Annotated in this window: 15 protein-coding genes; 5 read left to right on the top strand and 10 right to left on the bottom strand. The window is 67.7% G+C overall.

Features of this window, described 5'->3' with window-relative positions; translation table 11 throughout:
• Positions 1–302: 302 nt before the first annotated feature.
• The gene (locus D7316_RS13130; RefSeq protein ID WP_124708637.1) at positions 303–2,456 is read right to left on the bottom strand and encodes a S9 family peptidase; all 2,154 of its coding nucleotides are present in this window, start codon (positions 2,454–2,456) and stop codon (positions 303–305) included.
• A 3-nt stretch (positions 2,457–2,459) separates the two neighbouring features.
• Positions 2,460–3,350, bottom strand: a complete 891-nt coding sequence (locus D7316_RS13135; protein ID WP_124708638.1) for a phosphoribosylaminoimidazolesuccinocarboxamide synthase — start codon at positions 3,348–3,350, stop codon at positions 2,460–2,462.
• Between the two features lie 35 nt (positions 3,351–3,385).
• On the opposite strand from D7316_RS13135, the gene D7316_RS13140 reads away from it, so the two are divergent.
• Positions 3,386–3,676 (top strand): SelT/SelW/SelH family protein, encoded by a 291-nt coding sequence (locus tag D7316_RS13140; protein WP_124708639.1) that lies wholly within the window; start codon positions 3,386–3,388, stop codon positions 3,674–3,676.
• Between the two features lie 43 nt (positions 3,677–3,719).
• Here D7316_RS13140 and purB read toward each other — a convergent pair whose 3' ends face one another.
• The 4 genes from purB to D7316_RS13160 all read right to left on the bottom strand — a co-directional run bounded on the left by purB (position 3,720) and on the right by D7316_RS13160 (position 7,317).
• Positions 3,720–5,147, bottom strand: coding sequence for an adenylosuccinate lyase (purB, locus tag D7316_RS13145; RefSeq protein ID WP_124708640.1), 1,428 nt, complete (start codon positions 5,145–5,147; stop codon positions 3,720–3,722).
• A gap of 79 nt (positions 5,148–5,226) precedes the next feature.
• Positions 5,227–5,628: a hypothetical protein gene (locus D7316_RS13150; protein ID WP_197718237.1), complete on the bottom strand. Its 402-nt coding sequence runs from the start codon at positions 5,626–5,628 to the stop codon at positions 5,227–5,229.
• A 22-nt stretch (positions 5,629–5,650) separates the two neighbouring features.
• A complete protein-coding gene (locus D7316_RS13155) occupies positions 5,651–6,244 on the bottom strand; it encodes a TetR/AcrR family transcriptional regulator (protein ID WP_124708641.1) in 594 nt (197 codons plus the stop codon).
• Positions 6,245–6,411: 167 nt separating this feature from the next.
• Positions 6,412–7,317, bottom strand: a complete 906-nt coding sequence (locus D7316_RS13160) for an SDR family oxidoreductase (RefSeq protein WP_124708642.1) — start codon at positions 7,315–7,317, stop codon at positions 6,412–6,414.
• Between the two features lie 87 nt (positions 7,318–7,404).
• On the opposite strand from D7316_RS13160, the gene D7316_RS13165 reads away from it, so the two are divergent.
• The 4 genes from D7316_RS13165 (at position 7,405) to D7316_RS13180 (ending at position 9,953) form a co-directional block, all read left to right on the top strand.
• Positions 7,405–7,986, top strand: a complete 582-nt coding sequence (locus D7316_RS13165) for a TetR/AcrR family transcriptional regulator (RefSeq protein WP_124708643.1) — start codon at positions 7,405–7,407, stop codon at positions 7,984–7,986.
• A 132-nt stretch (positions 7,987–8,118) separates the two neighbouring features.
• Complete coding sequence (locus D7316_RS13170; RefSeq protein WP_124708644.1) at positions 8,119–8,388, top strand: metal-sensitive transcriptional regulator; 270 nt, start codon at positions 8,119–8,121, stop codon at positions 8,386–8,388.
• A 40-nt stretch (positions 8,389–8,428) separates the two neighbouring features.
• Positions 8,429–8,830, top strand: a complete 402-nt coding sequence (locus tag D7316_RS13175; protein ID WP_124708645.1) for a DUF302 domain-containing protein — start codon at positions 8,429–8,431, stop codon at positions 8,828–8,830.
• A 166-nt stretch (positions 8,831–8,996) separates the two neighbouring features.
• Positions 8,997–9,953: an alpha/beta hydrolase gene (locus tag D7316_RS13180; protein ID WP_124708646.1), complete on the top strand. Its 957-nt coding sequence runs from the start codon at positions 8,997–8,999 to the stop codon at positions 9,951–9,953.
• A 115-nt stretch (positions 9,954–10,068) separates the two neighbouring features.
• Here the strand turns inward: D7316_RS13180 and purD are convergent, their stop codons facing one another.
• The 4 genes from purD to D7316_RS13200 all read right to left on the bottom strand — a co-directional run bounded on the left by purD (position 10,069) and on the right by D7316_RS13200 (position 16,177).
• On the bottom strand, positions 10,069–11,322 hold the full coding sequence (purD, locus tag D7316_RS13185) for a phosphoribosylamine--glycine ligase (RefSeq protein WP_197718238.1): 1,254 nt from the start codon (positions 11,320–11,322) through the stop codon (positions 10,069–10,071).
• A gap of 97 nt (positions 11,323–11,419) precedes the next feature.
• The gene (locus tag D7316_RS13190) at positions 11,420–12,631 is read right to left on the bottom strand and encodes a low temperature requirement protein A (RefSeq protein WP_197718358.1); all 1,212 of its coding nucleotides are present in this window, start codon (positions 12,629–12,631) and stop codon (positions 11,420–11,422) included.
• 100 nt (positions 12,632–12,731) lie between these two features.
• Complete coding sequence (locus tag D7316_RS13195; RefSeq protein ID WP_124708649.1) at positions 12,732–14,900, bottom strand: ArnT family glycosyltransferase; 2,169 nt, start codon at positions 14,898–14,900, stop codon at positions 12,732–12,734.
• Positions 14,897–16,177 carry a bifunctional glycosyltransferase family 2/GtrA family protein gene (locus D7316_RS13200; RefSeq protein WP_124708650.1) on the bottom strand — a complete coding sequence of 427 codons (1,281 nt, stop codon included), beginning with the start codon at positions 16,175–16,177 and terminating at the stop codon, positions 14,897–14,899. The genes D7316_RS13195 and D7316_RS13200 overlap by 4 nt, the downstream gene beginning before the upstream one ends.
• Positions 16,178–16,260: the final 83 nt, after the last annotated feature.

Raw genomic sequence — 16,260 nt, forward strand, 5'->3', positions numbered from 1 at the left:
TGATCGAGTAGACCGGAGCGCCAGCGGAGGTCGTATCGAGATCACCTGTCCCGCGGGTGGTCTCGATACGCTGGCTCGCAAGCTCGCAAGCTACTCGACCAGCGGTATGACACGCTCGCAAGCTACTCGACCAGCGGCACCCGCTGATCGAGTAGACCGGAGCGCCAGCGGAGGTCGTATCGAGATCACCTGTCCCACACGTGGCCTCGATACGCCGGCTCGCAAGCTCGCAAGCTACTCGACCAGCGGTATGACACGCTCGCAAGCTACTCGACCAGCGGCACGGCAAGCTCGGCCGGCAGTCAGGCCGTCGGGGGTACGTACGCGCCGGTCTGCTGCAGAATCCACGCCAGCTCGAAAGCGACTTCCTCCCACTGCTTGTAGCGACCGCTGACACCTCCGTGTCCCGCGGACATCTCCGTCTTGAGCAGCACCAGGTTGTCCGAGGTGTTCACCTCCTGCAGCCGCGCAACCCATTTCGCGGCCTCGGTGAACAGCACCCGGGTGTCGTTGAGTGAGGTCAGCGCCAGAATCGGCGGGTAGGCCCTGGCCTCGACGTTCTCGTACGGCGAGTACGACTTCATGTAGGTGTACACGTCGGGATCATGGAGCGGGTCCCCCCACTCGTCCCACTCGATCACCGTCAGCGGCAACGACGGATCGAGGATCGACGTCAGCGCATCGACGAACGGCACCGAGGCGAGAATGCCGTTGAAGAGTTCGGGCGCGAGATTCGCCACGGCACCCATCAGCAGCCCACCGGCCGAGCCACCTTCGGCCACCATCTGTTTCGGTGTCGTCCAGCCCGTGTCGACGAGGTGGCGTGCCGCGTCGACGAAGTCGGTGAAGGTGTTCTTCTTGGTGAGCGTCTTGCCGTTGTCGTACCAGTGGCGACCCATCTCGCCGCCGCCACGGATGTGGGCGAGCACGAAGACCACGCCGCGATCCAACATCGACAGTCGCGAGACCGAGAACGACGGATCGATGCTCGCCTCGTAGGACCCGTAGCCGTACAGCAGCAGCGGGGCAGGCCGCGCGTCGTCGACGCCCTTGCGCCGCACGATGGACAGCGGGATCCTGGTTCCGTCAGCGGCGGTCGCCCACTCCCGCGACTGCACATAGTCGGCCGGGTCGTAACCGCCGAGCACTGGCTGCCGTTTGAGGAGGGTGCGCTCTCCGGTCGCGACGTCGAGGTCGAGGACCTCGGTCGGCTCGATGAAGCTCGTGTAGCCGATGCGCAGACGTGGCGTCGCCCACTCCGGGTTGCCACCGAGGCCCGCCGAGCTGAGTTCCTGATCGAAGGTGACCTCGTGAAAATCTGCGGGAGTGGGTATTCCGTCGATCTGCCGGAGATCGGCGATCGCGAGTTTCGGTAGCGCGGCTCGACGATAGGACAGCACCAGATAGTCCTCGAATGCGTCGAGGTCCTCGATGCGACGATCCGCGTCGTGCGCGAAGAGCTCGCGACGATCGGCCGGGTCGCCCACCGGTGCGAGGTCGATGGCGAAGTTGTCCGCCTTCGAACCGTCACGAACATCGTTGTGCACGATGACGAAGTAGTCGTCACCGTCGATCACCGCATGCTCGGCGCTGTACTCCACGCCCTCGACACGTGGTGCGATGCTCACGAATTCACCAGTGGGGTCGTCGGCCGCCAGGACGTAGACCTCGGAGGTGATCTTGGAACCGACGCCGATCATCAGGTACTTGTCGCTGCGGGTGGAACCCATTCCCACCCAGTACTTCTCGTCCGGCTCGTGGAACACCCGCACGTCGTCGGCCTCGGCGCCGATGTCGTGGCGCCACACCGTGTCCGGTCGCCATGCGTCGTCGACCGTCTGGTAGAAGACATGCTTGGCGTCTGCGGACCAGACCGCCCCGCCTGCGGTGCCGGTGATCTCGTCGGCGAGCAGGTCGCCGGTCCGCAGGTTCTTGAACCGCAGCGTGTAACGCTCGTCCCCGACGACGTCGGTGCTGTAGGCCAGCCAGTCCCCGTCGTCGCTGACGGTCAGCGCACCCAGGCTGAAAAAGTCGTGGCCGTCGGCCTCCACGTTGGCGTCGAGCAGCACCTCCTCACCGGGGAGACCGGTGTCGGCGGCGATCTCGGGTGGCGTCCAGTCGTCGGCGTCGGCGATCGGGCAGCGGCAACGGATGGCGTACTGCTTGCCCTCTTCGGTCCGCGCGTAATACCAGTACCGTCCGCGACGACTCGGCACCGACATGTCGGTCTCCTGCGTACGGCTCTTGATCTCACCGAAGATCTGTTTGCGCAGATCGCCGAGCTGCGCGGTGTGCGCCTCGGTGAACTCGTTCTGCTGCTCGAGGTAGGTGATCACCTCGGGATCGTCCTTGTCGCGCAGCCATTCGTACTCATCGACAAAGGTGTCGCCATGATGGATGCGCTCGCTGCGCACCTTCTTGGCCACCGGGGCGGTGACGTCGGAACTCACTTGCATCTCCTACTCGTGGTCCGGCCAGTCGGCAAAGGACTTCTGCGAAATCCATTCGTAGGCCTCGATATAACGTGCCCTGGTGCGATCCACCACGGATTCGGGCAACGACGGGGGCGGCGTGTCTGCCACCCGATCCCAGCCGGAATCCGGTCCGGTGAGCCAGTTCCGGACGATCTGCTTGTCGAAGCTCGGCTGCACCTCGCCCGGACGGTAGGTGGCCGCCTCCCAGTAGCGAGACGAGTCCGGCGTCAACACCTCGTCGGCCAGTACCAGCTCGCCGTCACGCCCCAGGCCGAACTCGAACTTGGTGTCGGCCAGGATGATCCCACGGTCGGCGGCGAGCTCGGCACCGCGTCGGTAGATGTCGAGGGTCGCGGTGCGCAAGTGTTCGGCACGGTCCGCCCCTTCCTGCTCGACGACACGTTCGAAGCTGATGTTCTCGTCGTGATCGCCTTGCGCGGCCTTGGTGGCCGGCGTGAAGATCGGCTCCGGCAACCTGCTCGCCTCGTCGAGACCGGCGGGCAATCCGACCCCGCAGACCTCACCGCTGGCCCGATAATCGAGCAGACCCGAGCCGGTCAGGTAGCCACGGGCGACACACTCGACCTGCACCATCGGCAACTTGCGGACGACCATCGAGCGCCCCACGGCCTCGGCGGGGATCCGCTCGTCGGTGGGTCCGCCGGCCAGGTGATTCGGCACGCCCAGGACGTCGAACCAGAAGAAGCTCATCGCGGTGAGGATGCGGCCCTTGTCGGGAATCGCGGGACTCAGGATGTGGTCGTAGGCCGAGATCCGGTCCGATGCCACCAGGAGCAGGGTGTCCGCGTCGATCTCGTAGATCTCACGGACCTTCCCCGAGGCCAGGTGGCTGTACGACTGCAGTGCGGGACGCATGGCTTCGACCTTAGATGTATGAGAATGTGCATCGCATGACCGGTCCGCAGATCAGCATCACCTACTGCACCCAATGCAACTGGTTGCTCCGTGCGTCGTGGATGGCGGGCGAACTCCTCAACACCTTCGGCACGGAACTCGGGTCGGTCACCCTGGTCCCCGGCACCGGCGGTGTGTTCCACATCGACGTCGACGGCGTACAGGTCTGGGAACGCGCGCGCGACGGCGGCTTTCCCGACGTGGTGACGCTCAAGCGTCTCGTCCGTGACACCGCGCTGCCCGACTGGAACCTCGGGCACGCGGATCGGAGTGCCGACCCGTCATGACGGTCGCAGACCTCCTCCTCAGGGAGGGGTGCGACGGTGCATCTCAGAGGATCGGTGCCGGCGCGTACCCGGCGGCGTCCGGATAGTCGGCGATGACCTTCTCCGCCGCGGCGACGACGTCGGCGACCTGCTGTTCGGCTGCGCCCACGAACGCCGACTTGTCGTCGAGCAATTCGTCGAGCTGATCACGGTCGAGCGGAATCCGGTCATCGGCCGCCAGCCGATCGAGCAGATCGGGCTCACGACCCTCCTCGCGCATCGCCAGCGCGACCGCGACGGCGTTCTCCTTGATCGCCTCGTGCGCCGTCTCCCGCCCGACTCCCGCGCGCACCGACGCCATCAACACCTTCGTGGTGGCGAGGAACGGCAGGTAGCGGTCGAGTTCGTTGGCGATGACCGCGGGGTACGCGCCGAACTCGGCGAGCACGGTCAGGAATGTCTCCATCAGGCCGTCGATCGCGAAGAACGCGTCGGGAAGGGCGACCCGGCGCACCACCGAACAGAACACGTCACCCTCGTTCCACTGCGCCCCGGCGAGTTCGGCCGCCATCGAGCCGTAGCCACGCAGGATCACCTGCAGGCCGTTCACGCGTTCGCAGCTGCGGGTGTTCATCTTGTGCGGCATCGCCGAGCTGCCCACCTGCCCGGGCTGGAATCCCTCGGTGACGAGTTCGTGGCCGGCCATCAGCCTGATGGTGTGGGCCAGCGACGACGGTCCGGCGGCGACCTGGACGAGCGCGGAGACGACGTCGTGGTCCAGCGACCGGGGGTAGATCTGGCCGACCGACGTCAACGACCGGGCGAAACCCAGGTGATCGGCGACTCTGCCCTCGAGATCCGCGAGCTTGACTGCGTCACCGCCGAGCAGATCGAGCATGTCCTGCGAGGTGCCCATGGGTCCCTTGACGCCCCGCAGCGGGTAGCGGTCGATGAGTTCGCGCAACCGGGTCAGGGCGATCATCAGCTCGTCGGCCGCGCTGGCGAAGCGCTTGCCGAGGGTGGTGGCCTGTGCCGCGACGTTGTGGCTGCGACCGGCCATTACGACCGTCGAATACTGCGCAGCCCGCTCGACGATGCGCGCGAGCACAGCGACGCCGTGGGCATGCACGTGTTCCAGCGAGCGCAGGATCTGCAGTTGTTCGACGTTCTCGGTGAGGTCGCGGCTGGTCATGCCCTTGTGGATCTGTTCGTGACCGGCCAGCGCGTTGAACTCCTCGATCCGCGCCTTGACGTCGTGCCGGGTGACCCGCTCACGGTCGGCGATCGACGCGAGGTCGATCTGGTCGACGACGTTCTCGTAGTCGGCGATCGCGCCGTCCGGGACGTCGATCCCGAGATCGCGCTGCGCCTTGAGGACCGCGATCCAGAGCTGGCGCTCCAGGGCGATCTTGTGGCGCGGCGACCAGAGTTCCGCGAGGTCTGCGGAGGCATAACGACTGGCCAGGACGTTGGAGATGGCAGGCTTCGACACGAGCACAGTGTAGTCGCGCACGCCGCACTCCCCCGAATCCGGACGAGGGCGTTGAGGGCGCGAGGTGAGGGCGATCAGCTCACAATGCGAAGCACGCCCAGCCCGAGCCGTAGCCCTGGTGCACGCGCATGAGGACCTTCGGCCCGGTGACGCCGCCCTGTTTGGCGTAGAGCTGCCGATCGCCCGGGTCCCGCGGGACCCACCGGATCGTCGCGATCGCCCCGTCGGCGGGTGCCGCACCGATGAAACGCTCCGGCCCGCCCTGTTCCCGCTCCCAGAACGTCACCCGGCCCGTCGCGTCGACCGGCACCGTCAGGTCATACCGACATCCCGACCCGTAGACCACCGATGAGAACGGCACCCCGGCGTCGACCTTGCCGACCGGCGCGGCCGCCGCCTCGCCCGGGCCGGCAATCACAGTGATCACCAGCCCCGCCACCGCCCCACCGATGGCCACTGCCGTGCGCGCACCTCGCACCATCACCCTCCCCTTTCGTGTGTGCTCACTCGCGTGGCGCGAGGACATCGATGACCTCGTGCAACGCGTCCCGCGCCGCGACGTACGGACTCACCTGCCGGAGCCCGAGCGCGCCGACGACCGCGCCGTCCTCCACGGCGATCAACTGTCCGACATGAACCGGGTCCGCCACGCGAAACGACTTCTGCAAGACGTCGGAGTGCATCTCCGACAACAACACCCGACGATCCACCACCACATCGTGCAGCCGGGGGTACCGTGCGGCGAGCGCGATGGTCTCGTAACGCGCGGCCAATGTCTGGATGGTCGTGTCCGGTCCGACGAAGACCTCGGCGAGGGCGTCCGCGGTCGCCTGTCCGCCCCGGCGGCGTCGGGGCAGGGCATCGCGTCGCGCGGCGATGCAGTCCTCGTCGTTGCGACAGACGTACGCGGCGGCTTCGGCCATCAGGTCTTCCAGCGAGCCGAAGTAGTACGTCGTCGAGGCGAGCGGCAGCTGCGCACGCTCCGCGACGGCACGGTGTCGTACCGCGTCGAAGCCACCTTCGAGCAGCAGCGCACCGGCGGCCTCGATGAGTCGGGACCGACGTCGCAGCCCCTTCGGGGTCGCCGCCGAAGTCATGGAATCATGCTGCCAAAGGCGCTGCCTGCCAGGTGTTGCTTTGGCAAAAGCCGTAACGCGGTCAACGAATTCCGCGTTCGCGCTCCACCGGTGACCGTCGGAGCGAGGCGCAACCGAGACCGGCGCGGTATGGACGCCGCGGGTTCCGGATGTGTGGATCGTCGACGTCAGACGAAATAGTGACCGGCGTCGATGTCGTCGATGAGACCGGGGAACTCCGGCTTCCAGTCCATCACCTCACGGGTGATGTCGGCCGATGTCGGATTGTCAAGACCGGCGAACCCGGCAAGGAACCCGAACCGCCGGTCCGCGTCCACGGATTCGACTGCGGCAGTCGACATCCCGATACCGCGTCCGATCGCCTCGGCGATATCGCGAAACGGCACACCCTCGTCACCGACGGCGTGCAGTCGGGTGCCGGCAGGCGCCGACTCGAGCGCGAGCCGATAGAGGCGCGCGGCGTCGCGGGTGTGGACCGCCGGCCAGCGGTTGGAGCCATCGCCCAGATAGCCGGCGAAGCCGTTGTCCCGCGCGAACCCGATCAGTGCGCGGACAAACCCTTGCCGGTCGAGATCGCTGTGCACGGAGGGCGGCAGGCGCAGCACCGACGACCGCACTCCCCGGTCGGCGAACCCCACCACCGCGTTCTCCGAATCGATCCGGTATCCGCCGTCGAGGACGTCGGCCTCGGTGCCGGGTCGCCCGGTGATGCCGAGTCCGGCGAGCAGCAGGGTGCCTGACGTGCCCACGAAGGGTTTGCCGGTACCCGCCAGCGCGTCGCCGATCGCGTCGACGGCGGCCAGATCTGCAGCTCCGGCGGCCGCCATGTCCCCGACCGCCATCGAGTCGTGTTTGAACGCCAGATGGATCACTCCGTCGGCGTCGGCCGCCGCGTCGGCCAGTCCCGCGAGATCGTCGAGGTCACCTCGCCTGACCTCGGCCCCGCGTTCCGCGATGACTGCGGCCGACCCGTCCGAGCGAGCCAATCCGACGACGGTGTGGCCCGCGGAGAGCAGTTCAGGGATGACGGCGGCACCGATGTGCCCGGATGCGCCGGTGACGAAAACTCGCATGGAATGACCTCGCTTGGTGATGACATGTTCTGACATCACCCAGCGTACGCCTGATGTCACAGTCTGTCATCACCTATCATCGAAGGCATGGGTCGATGGCCGACGGGTTCACGCGAGCGCCTGCAGCGAGCGGCGATGACGCTGTTCGTCGAGCGCGGGTACGAGAAGACGTCGGTCGCCGACATCGCCGAGAGGGCCGAGGTGACCGAGCGCACCTTCTACCGCCACTTCGGCGACAAGCGCGAGGTCCTGTTCGACGGCGAGCACACCCTCGAGAACTCGATAGTCCATCACCTGTCCGAGGGACCCGCCGATGTCGATCCCCTGGACGCGATCGGCGAGGCGCTACACCACGCCGCGGACGAGTTCTTCGCCGACCGTCTGCCGTTCTCCCGGACTCGCCAATCGGTGATCGACGCCAACCCCGAATTGCAGGAGCGCGAGGCTCTCAAGATGGTCTCGCTGACCGAGGCGATGTCGAAAACCCTGCTGCACAGAGGCTTTGATGCCACGACGGCCCGTCTGGCCGCCGAGATGGGGGTCACCGTCTTCAAGATCGCGTTCACCGACTGGACGGCGGCCGAGAACACCGACCCGCTCGCCGAGTTGCTGCGGTCATCCATGACCCGACTGCGCACGGTGGCCGGCGCCGGACGACGCCCGGCATAACCGACCGAACCCCGCGTCCGGCGGGCGACCGAACCTTGCCCGATCGATACCCCTGGGGGTATGGTTGTCGACGGAGCATATACCCCCCTGGGTATATGCTCGGAAGATCCGCCGAGACGAAAGAGGGACGTGATGGTGGGCGACGACGAGTCCGTGACCGTGGTGTTGAACCGATTGCGACGCGCCCACGGACAGTTGGCCGGCGTGATCTCGATGATCGAACAGGGCCGCGACTGCAAAGACGTCGTCACCCAGCTGGCCGCGGTGTCGCGAGCCCTCGACCGGGCCGGCTTCAAGATCGTCGCGACCGGCCTACGCCAGTGCCTCACCGGCGAGGTCCCGGGGAACTCCGAGCCGATGACCGAAGAGCAGCTCGAGAAGCTGTTCCTGGCGTTGGCGTGACAGACCACATCGACCGCCAGAGAGAGCACAAGGGAGAGCAATGCAGCTCGGCTACACCGCAACACTGCAAACCACCTTCGACGACGCCGTGGGGCGGACACGAGACGCGTTGTCCGAACAGGGTTTCGGCGTCCTCACCGAGATCGACGTGACGGCGACGCTGAAGCAGAAGCTCGACGAGGACATGGAGAACTACCTGATCCTCGGCGCCTGTAACCCGTCACTGGCCCACCGCGCCCTCGGTGTCGACCGACAGATCGGCCTGTTGTTGCCGTGCAACGTCGTCGTCCGCGACGACGTCGAGCACCAGGGCACCGTGATCGTCGAGGCCATGAACCCCGACATCATGGTGCAGGTCACCGACGCGCCCGGCCTGCGGGACGTCGCGGCGGAAGCCACGGAGAAGCTCCGGACAGCGATCGGCACCCTGTCCGCCCGGTGACGGGCGCCGTCCTGCGGCGACCATGCCGATCCGGTGACACAGGTCACTGCGAGCCGTCGGATCGTGCTGCGCGCGAGTCTCATTGCGCCCCATCGGCCACACCTCCGGCGTGGCGTCGTCGAGGCGCATCGAACAAGTCGGCCCGCACAAGTAATCTGTGGAGTCGATGACTTCCGAACGCGACGACACGACGAACCGAGCCGACCTGACCGTGCACCGCCACGGCCGGGTGAGTCGTCGTTCCGTGCTCGTCGGCGGCCTCGGAGCCGCGGTGATCGGCGGCCTCGCCGCGTGCTCCGACCAGGAGCCCACCAAGGTGGAACCACGCAAACTCGAGACGCGGGCCGCCGACGACGAACTGCCGTCGGAGACCAGCCCGCCGCAGATCGCCGGCGGCCCCCCACTGGTCACGGGCAGCTTCGTCTCCGCCAAGATGGGCGGCCGCGAGACCCGATGGGCGGTCGCCCGCCCGGCCGGGGTGACGGGTCGGCTGCCCGTCGTCGTGGTACTGCACGCGCTGAACACCAACGAGAAGTCGATCTTCTCGTCGAAGTTGGAGATGCAGAACGTCCTGCAGCGCTACGTCGACGCAGGTAACGCACCATTTGCGCTCGCTGCCGCCGATGCCGCCCGCAATTATTTCCATCCGCGCGCCGACGGCACCGACGGTGGCGCGATGATTCTCGACGAGTTCCTGCCGATGCTCGCGTCCAATTCGGAACTGAATCTGTCCACCGAGCGGATCGGCCTGTTCGGCTGGTCGATGGGCGGTTACGGTGCTCTCCGGCTCGGCGCCCTCCTCGGCGCACCGCGGGTGGCCGCGATCGCGGTCAGCTCGCCGGCGCTGTGGGCGGACCCGCGAAATTTCCCACCGCGGGCTTTCGATTCCTACGATGACTACCAGGCGAACTCACTGTTCGGCCAGCAGGCGGCGTTCGCGAAGATCCCGCTCCTGATCTCGATCGGGTCGTCGGACCAGTTCTTCACCTACACCCGGCAGTGGGCCGCGGGTCTGCATCCGCCGGCCGCGTTCGGGACGTCGGCGGGTGGCCACACCAACCGCTACTGGCGCAGTGTGCTGCCCGAGCAGGTCGAGTTCCTCGGACGGAATCTCGCCCGCTGACCGGGTCGTCGGCTCCGGCTCGCCGGCGGCGTCGTCGCGCTGTCTGTTCTGGCCGCAGCTGCGGCTTCCGGCCAGGGGACGGACGCGCGGCCAGGAGACGGAACTGCGGCGGTGCTCAGAGGGTGATGCGCCCGTCGAGCGCGGCCTTGCCGATGTCGGTGCGGAAGTGGGAGCCGGTCAGTTTGATGTTCGCGATGCGCTCGTACGCCTGCGCCCGTGCCTCGGCGAGGTCGGCACCGGTGCCCACGACGGCGAGCACACGCCCGCCAGCGGACACCACCGCGCCGTCGTTGTTGTTCGCCGTTCCGGCGTGCAGTACCCCTTCGGCGTCGGCCCCCGTGATCACGTCACCGGTGCGCGGCTTGCCCGGGTAGTTCTCCGCGGCGACGACGACGGTGACGGCCGCACCGTCGGCCCACTCGAGGGGCGGCAACTGATCGAGCGTGCCGGTCGCAGTCGCGTTGAGAGCTTGTCCCAGAGGCGATTTCAGCAGCGCGAGGACCGCCTGGGTCTCCGGGTCACCGAAACGGCAGTTGAACTCGACGACGGCCGGTCCGTCTTTCCCGATCGCGAGTCCCGCGTAGAGCAGACCCGAGAACGGGGTGCCGCGTCCGGCCAGCTCCGCGGCGACCGGCTGCACGACGTCGTCGACGATCTGCCGGGTCACCTCGGCCGGCAACCACGGCAGCGGGGTGTAGGCACCCATGCCACCGGTGTTGGGCCCGGAGTCGTTGTCGCCCACCCGCTTGTGATCCTGCGCCGGCAACAGCGGCACGACGGTCTCGCCGTCGACGAGGCAGAACAGCGAGACCTCGGGGCCATCGAGGAAGCTCTCCAGCAGTACGGGGTGGCCGTTCTCGAGCAGTTCGGCCGCGTGGTCGCGGGCGGCCAGCCGGTCGGCGGTGACGACCACTCCCTTACCGGCGGCGAGCCCGTCGTCCTTGACCACCCAGGTGGGACCGAACCGGTCGAGCGCGGCGTCGAGTTTGGCGGGGTTGTCGACGATCTCGCTGTGCGCGGTGCGCACACCGGCAGCGGTCATCACGTCTTTGGCGAACGCCTTGGAACCCTCGATCCGGGCCGCCTCAGCGCCGGGGCCGAACGTGGCGAAACCGGCCTCGCGCAACGCATCCGCGACCCCGAGCACCAGCGGGACCTCGGGTCCGATGACCACGAGATCGGCGGCCACCCCCTGCGCCAGGGCGACCACGGCGTCCCCCGACGCGACGTCGACCGCGTGGTTGGTGGCGATCGCCGTGGTGCCCGCGTTGCCGGGAGCGACGTGCAGGTCGGTCACCGAGGGGTCGGCCGACAGTCCGATGAGCAGGGCATGTTCGCGGCCGCCCGAGCCGATCACGAGTACGCGCACGCTGACGACTCTAGTGGGTGACCTCCGGTCGATGTCGTGCGATGTCGGCCGCCGGGATCACGCGACGGTGGGCCCACCGACCACGCACGATCACCCGTCACGGGACGTCGGCGCTCAACTCCGCGAGGACACGCGCACGCCGGGGCACCCCCGCCACCTCGTCGACCACCACCATCATCACCGGCGCCAGGGTCGTCACCACCACCGCGACCACCACCGACACACCTGCGGCGGCCAGCCAGACCCCGGCGACCAGGAACACCGTCGCGCCGAGTCCGAGGAGCAGGCTCATCGGATCGAACGGGAGCAGATAGTCGTACATGACGAGGATGCCGAGGCAATAGACGCCGAGCGGTACGGCGAGTGTCGCGACCACCGGACCGGCGCCGATGTGTGTCTCGTGCTCGATGTAGAGCGCCGCGACGTGTAGCCCGGCCCCCACCGCGGCGGCGGCCATGAAGATCACGATGTGCCCGTAGCCCCAGACGAAGCTCTTCCGCCGGTGAGCGTGCAGGGCGTCGCCGACGGGCACGATGAAGTACAGCCACCACATCGCGAATGTGACGCCCATCGCGGCGAGCCCGAGCACGGCGGTCTCGGGCGACCATCCCTCGACCTCGATCAGCGCCCCGAGCACGGCCACGGTGCCGACGACGCCTTCACCGAGGGTGATGATCGTCAGCAGGGAATAGCGCTCGGCGATGTGGTGCGGATGCCACGGGGTGCCGGTGCCGCTGCGCTCGCCGAGATAGGGTCCGACGAGTTCGACGAGGACGCAGGCGATCATCGCGAACAAGGTGAGCAGCGGCGTCATATCGGCGATCAGGACCCCGACCCAGCCGATCTGCGCGACCAGCGTCATCCCGGCGTAGATCAGGGCGCAGCGCCGGTACTGCTCGCTCTGCGCGGCGACCCGCAACCACTGCGCGACCATGCCCACCCGCATCACGATGTAACCGAGGACCAGTACGCGGTTGTCGACGTGCTCGTGGTGACCGAGTGATTCGAATACCGGCGGGATGCCGAGCGCGATGATCGCGACGCCGATCATCTGGACGAGCGTGACGAGACGGAAGAACCAGTCGTCGGTGTCGAATGCCGACGCGAACCAGGCGAAGTTGATCCACGCCCAGATCGCCGCGAAGGTGCACAGCAGGTAGCCGAAGACGGCGACCTGGTAGTGGCCCTCGGCGAGTTGGTGGGCGACCTGGGTGCCCGCCACCGAGAAGGCGACGACGAAGATCAGGTCGTAGAACAGTTCGAGACTGGTCGCGGCGCGTCCGTCCTCATGCGGGTCTCGGCCCGTCATCCGACGCAGCGGGTGTCCGATCGTGAAGCTCACGAGGAAACTCTAGGGCCTGTCGCCCCGGTGCTGCGACGGATGACGGCGCCGTGACCCCGACCGGGTGTCAGTCGGCGGGCCGCGTCAGGTCGTAGACGGTTGCGCCGCCGACGGTCGTCGCGGTGAAGTTCTCCTGTACCCAGGCGGCGATCTGTGCGGACGGGCGGGAGGTGTCCGAACCGCCGAAACCGCGACCACCCCCGATGAAGTAGTGGATCTTCTTCTCGGCCACCAATTTCTGGAACTGCTCGAGCGTCGGTGACGGATCGGTTCCGTTGAATCCGCCGATCGGCATCACCGAGTGACCCGACTCGAGCTGGTAGCCCGACGCCTCGTTCGATCCGACGGCCGCGGCCACCCACGTGAACCGGTCGGCATCTGCACGCAGCATCGAGACGAGCTCGGCGCTGGGCTTGGAACCGTTCAGGAGTCCACCCGGTCCTGCGGCGCCCTCGGCACCGCCGACGCCACCGGGCCCCGTCATCGGGCCGCCGGGCCCCGTCATCGGGCCGCCGGGTCCGGTCATGCCGCCACCGGGTCCGGTCATGCCGCCACCGGGACCGGTCATCGCACCGTTGCCGGGGCCGCCGGGCATCGCACCCGGCATGCCACCTCGGATCCCACCACGCATGCCACCGAAGCGGTGACCGCCGGGACCGCCTCCGCCCGGGCCGAATTCGCCGTTCACCCGCGGGCCGGCGCTGATGATCGAGCCCTGCTTGGCCGTCGCCACGGTGTCGATCGTGTATGCGAGCGGGCCGACCAGCGCCGCCGCGAGCGCGGTCACCAGCGCCAGCGTCGACAGGTACGTCCGATGGGCCGCCAGCATGGCGACGCCTCCCACGGCGCCGACGATCAGCACCATCCAGCGCAGCCACGGCACGAAGTCGGGTGAGCGGTTGAGCAGCGCGAAGCCCCAGATCGCCGCGATCCACACGGCGACGGCCAGCACGATCCGCACCCAGAGTCGATCGCGTGCCGACCAGCAGACCGCCGCCCCGCCGGCCACCACCGCCGCGACCGCGGGGGCGAGTGCCGCCGTGTAGTAGCTGTGGAAGATACCTGCCATGAAGCTGAACACCGCCATGGTGACCAGCAACCACAGACCCCAGACCGCGAGATACGCGCGACGGAGATCGGTGCGGCGGGCCCTGCCGATGACGACGAGAGCGGCGACCGCGAGCACCAGTGCGCTGGGGATCAGCCAGGCGATCTGACCGCCCTGGGCCGGTTCGAACATCCGCAGCCAACCGGTTTGGCCCCACATGCCGCCGCCACCGCCGGGACCGCCACCTCCGGGTGGTCCGCCCATCGCTCCGGCGTAGGTGTTCATCCCACCCATGCCGTACCCACCGCGACCTCCGCCGGGCATCACACTGCCGGTCTCGTTGCCGTTGAGGCGGCCGAAACCGTTGTAGCCGAGCGTGAGTTCGAGAATCGAGTTGTTCTGTGAGCCACCGATCCACGGGCGGGACGACGCGGGCCACAGCTCGACCGCGAGGATCCACCACCCGGCGCTCACGATCAGTGCCGCGAGCGATGCGAAGAGGTGGCCGATCCGCTTGACCCAGGTGTGCTGTCCGAAGGCCAGATACGTGACCGCCAGTGGCGGCACTATCAGCATGACCTGCAATTGCTTGGTCAGAAAGCCGAGACCGACGAACACGCCGGTCAGGATCATCCACCGCAGCCTGCCGTCCTCGACGGCCTTGAGGGTCGCCCACACGGCGGCCACCATGAGCAGGATCAGCAGCGCCTCGGGATTGTTGAACCGGAACATCATCGCCGCGACCGGCGTGAGCGCCAGGACGACGCCCGCCAGGATTCCGGCCCAATGCCCGAAGTACTTCTTGGTGATCAGGTAGAGGAGCGCAACCGCCGCGACACCCATCAGCGCCTGCGGCACCAGGATCGACCAGGAGTTGAGGCCGAATATCCTCACCGAGATCCCCGGAATCCACAGCGCGGCAGGCGGTTTGTCCACCGTGATGGAGTTCGCCATGTCCGACGACCCGAAGAACCAGGCCTTCCAGGATTCCGAGCCCGCCTGGATGGCCGCGGAGTAGAAGGAGTTCGCCCAGCCGTTGGCCGACAGGTTGATCAGGTTGACGAGGCCCGTGCCGACCAGCAGGGCGACCAGCGAGAGTCTCTGCCGGACACGGGCGTTCCGCCCGGACGCCGGAGCGTCGGGCGGAACGGGAGCGGTGGATGGCGAATCGGCGACCGTGGTCGTCACTGTGCGTTCCCTTCGATGACGGGGTGGTCGGCGGTACCGAGGTGGCCACGGAAGACCCACCGCAGGCCGACGAAGCGGGTCATCGTGGCGACGAGGTTGGCGACCACCAGGACCAGCAATTCGACGTGTTTGGTGGCGTCCGGGGCGAAGGCGTGCAATGCCACCAGCGATCCCGAGGTGACCAACCACCCGAAGACGAAGACGCCGAGTCCGAACAACTGGTGTCGGACCGCGCCCTCGCGGCCCTGGATCCCGAAGCTGAAGCGCCGGTTGGCGGCGGTGTTCAGCACGGCCGTCACGGCGAGCGCGACGAAGTTCGAGACCTGCGCGCCGAGGAACGCGTGCAGCAACAGGTAGAGAACCGCGTAGGCGACGGTCGAGGCGACACCGATCACGCAGAACCGGGCGAGCTGACCGACCAGTCCGAACGGCACGCCGTCGATCTGCGGTCCCGGTGCCCGGTCACGGCCGATCGTGGTGCGCAGGTCGGCGATCGGCAGCCGGCCGGTGGCGAGCGCATAGCCGACGCGGGCGCAGCCCTTGAGGTCGGCGACAGCGGTCGAGACGATGTCGACCGTGCTGTTCGGGTCGTCGACCCAGTCGACCGGGACCTCGGCGATGCGTAGACCGATCCGCTCGGCGAGCACCAGCAGTTCGGTGTCGAAGAACCACCCGGTGTCCTCGACGTAGGGCAGGACCGTGCGCGCGATGTCGGCGCGCATGGCCTTGAAACCGCACTGCGCGTCGGAGAACTTCGCGCGCATCGTGGTGCGCAGGATCAGGTTGTAGGAGCGGGAGATGAACTCGCGTTTGGGGCCCCGGACCACGCGCGACGACCGCGCGAGCCGTGTGCCGATCGCGATGTCGGAATGTCCGGAGATCAGTGGGGCGATGAGCGGCATGAGTGCGTTGAGGTCGGTGGAGAGGTCGACGTCGCAGTAGGCGACGATCTCTGCGTCACTCGCCCGCCAGACCGCGTTGAGGGCGCGGCCGCGGCCCTTCGCGTCCAGGTGGACGACGCGGAGTCCGTCGATCTCGCCGGCGAGTTCCGCGGCGATCGCCACTGTGGAGTCGGTGCTGGCGTTGTCGGCGACCGTGATGCGCGACGGATAGGGGACGTGTGTCCGCAGGTGCGCGTGCAGTCGGCGGACCGATCCGGCGATGTCGTCTTGTTCGTTGTAGACAGGCACGACGATGTCGAGGACGGGCGCCGGCGTGGAACTGTCGGCGACGACGATCGACGGCGAGGCGGCCATCGGGAGGGCGTCTGTGGTCATGGTCCAAGAATCGGATGACAAACTTCGTCCACTCTGCGTCGACGCTGTCAGGTTCCTGTGAGCGGTTTCGAGGCCTGTGGACG

The organism is Gordonia insulae, assembly GCF_003855095.1.
GTDB lineage: Bacteria > Actinomycetota > Actinomycetes > Mycobacteriales > Mycobacteriaceae > Gordonia > Gordonia insulae.

Coding starts and splice junctions, on each gene's coding strand:
- D7316_RS13130 (WP_124708637.1), bottom strand. CDS start 2,456: ATGCAAGTGAGTTCCGACGTCACCGCCCCGGTGGCCAAGAAGGTGCGC.
- D7316_RS13135 (WP_124708638.1), bottom strand. CDS start 3,350: ATGCGTCCCGCACTGCAGTCGTACAGCCACCTGGCCTCGGGGAAGGTC.
- D7316_RS13140 (WP_124708639.1), top strand. CDS start 3,386: ATGACCGGTCCGCAGATCAGCATCACCTACTGCACCCAATGCAACTGG.
- D7316_RS13150 (WP_197718237.1), bottom strand. CDS start 5,628: ATGGTGCGAGGTGCGCGCACGGCAGTGGCCATCGGTGGGGCGGTGGCG.
- D7316_RS13155 (WP_124708641.1), bottom strand. CDS start 6,244: ATGACTTCGGCGGCGACCCCGAAGGGGCTGCGACGTCGGTCCCGACTC.
- D7316_RS13160 (WP_124708642.1), bottom strand. CDS start 7,317: ATGCGAGTTTTCGTCACCGGCGCATCCGGGCACATCGGTGCCGCCGTC.
- D7316_RS13165 (WP_124708643.1), top strand. CDS start 7,405: ATGGGTCGATGGCCGACGGGTTCACGCGAGCGCCTGCAGCGAGCGGCG.
- D7316_RS13170 (WP_124708644.1), top strand. CDS start 8,119: ATGGTGGGCGACGACGAGTCCGTGACCGTGGTGTTGAACCGATTGCGA.
- D7316_RS13175 (WP_124708645.1), top strand. CDS start 8,429: ATGCAGCTCGGCTACACCGCAACACTGCAAACCACCTTCGACGACGCC.
- D7316_RS13180 (WP_124708646.1), top strand. CDS start 8,997: ATGACTTCCGAACGCGACGACACGACGAACCGAGCCGACCTGACCGTG.
- D7316_RS13190 (WP_197718358.1), bottom strand. CDS start 12,631: ATGACGGGCCGAGACCCGCATGAGGACGGACGCGCCGCGACCAGTCTC.
- D7316_RS13200 (WP_124708650.1), bottom strand. CDS start 16,177: ATGACCACAGACGCCCTCCCGATGGCCGCCTCGCCGTCGATCGTCGTC.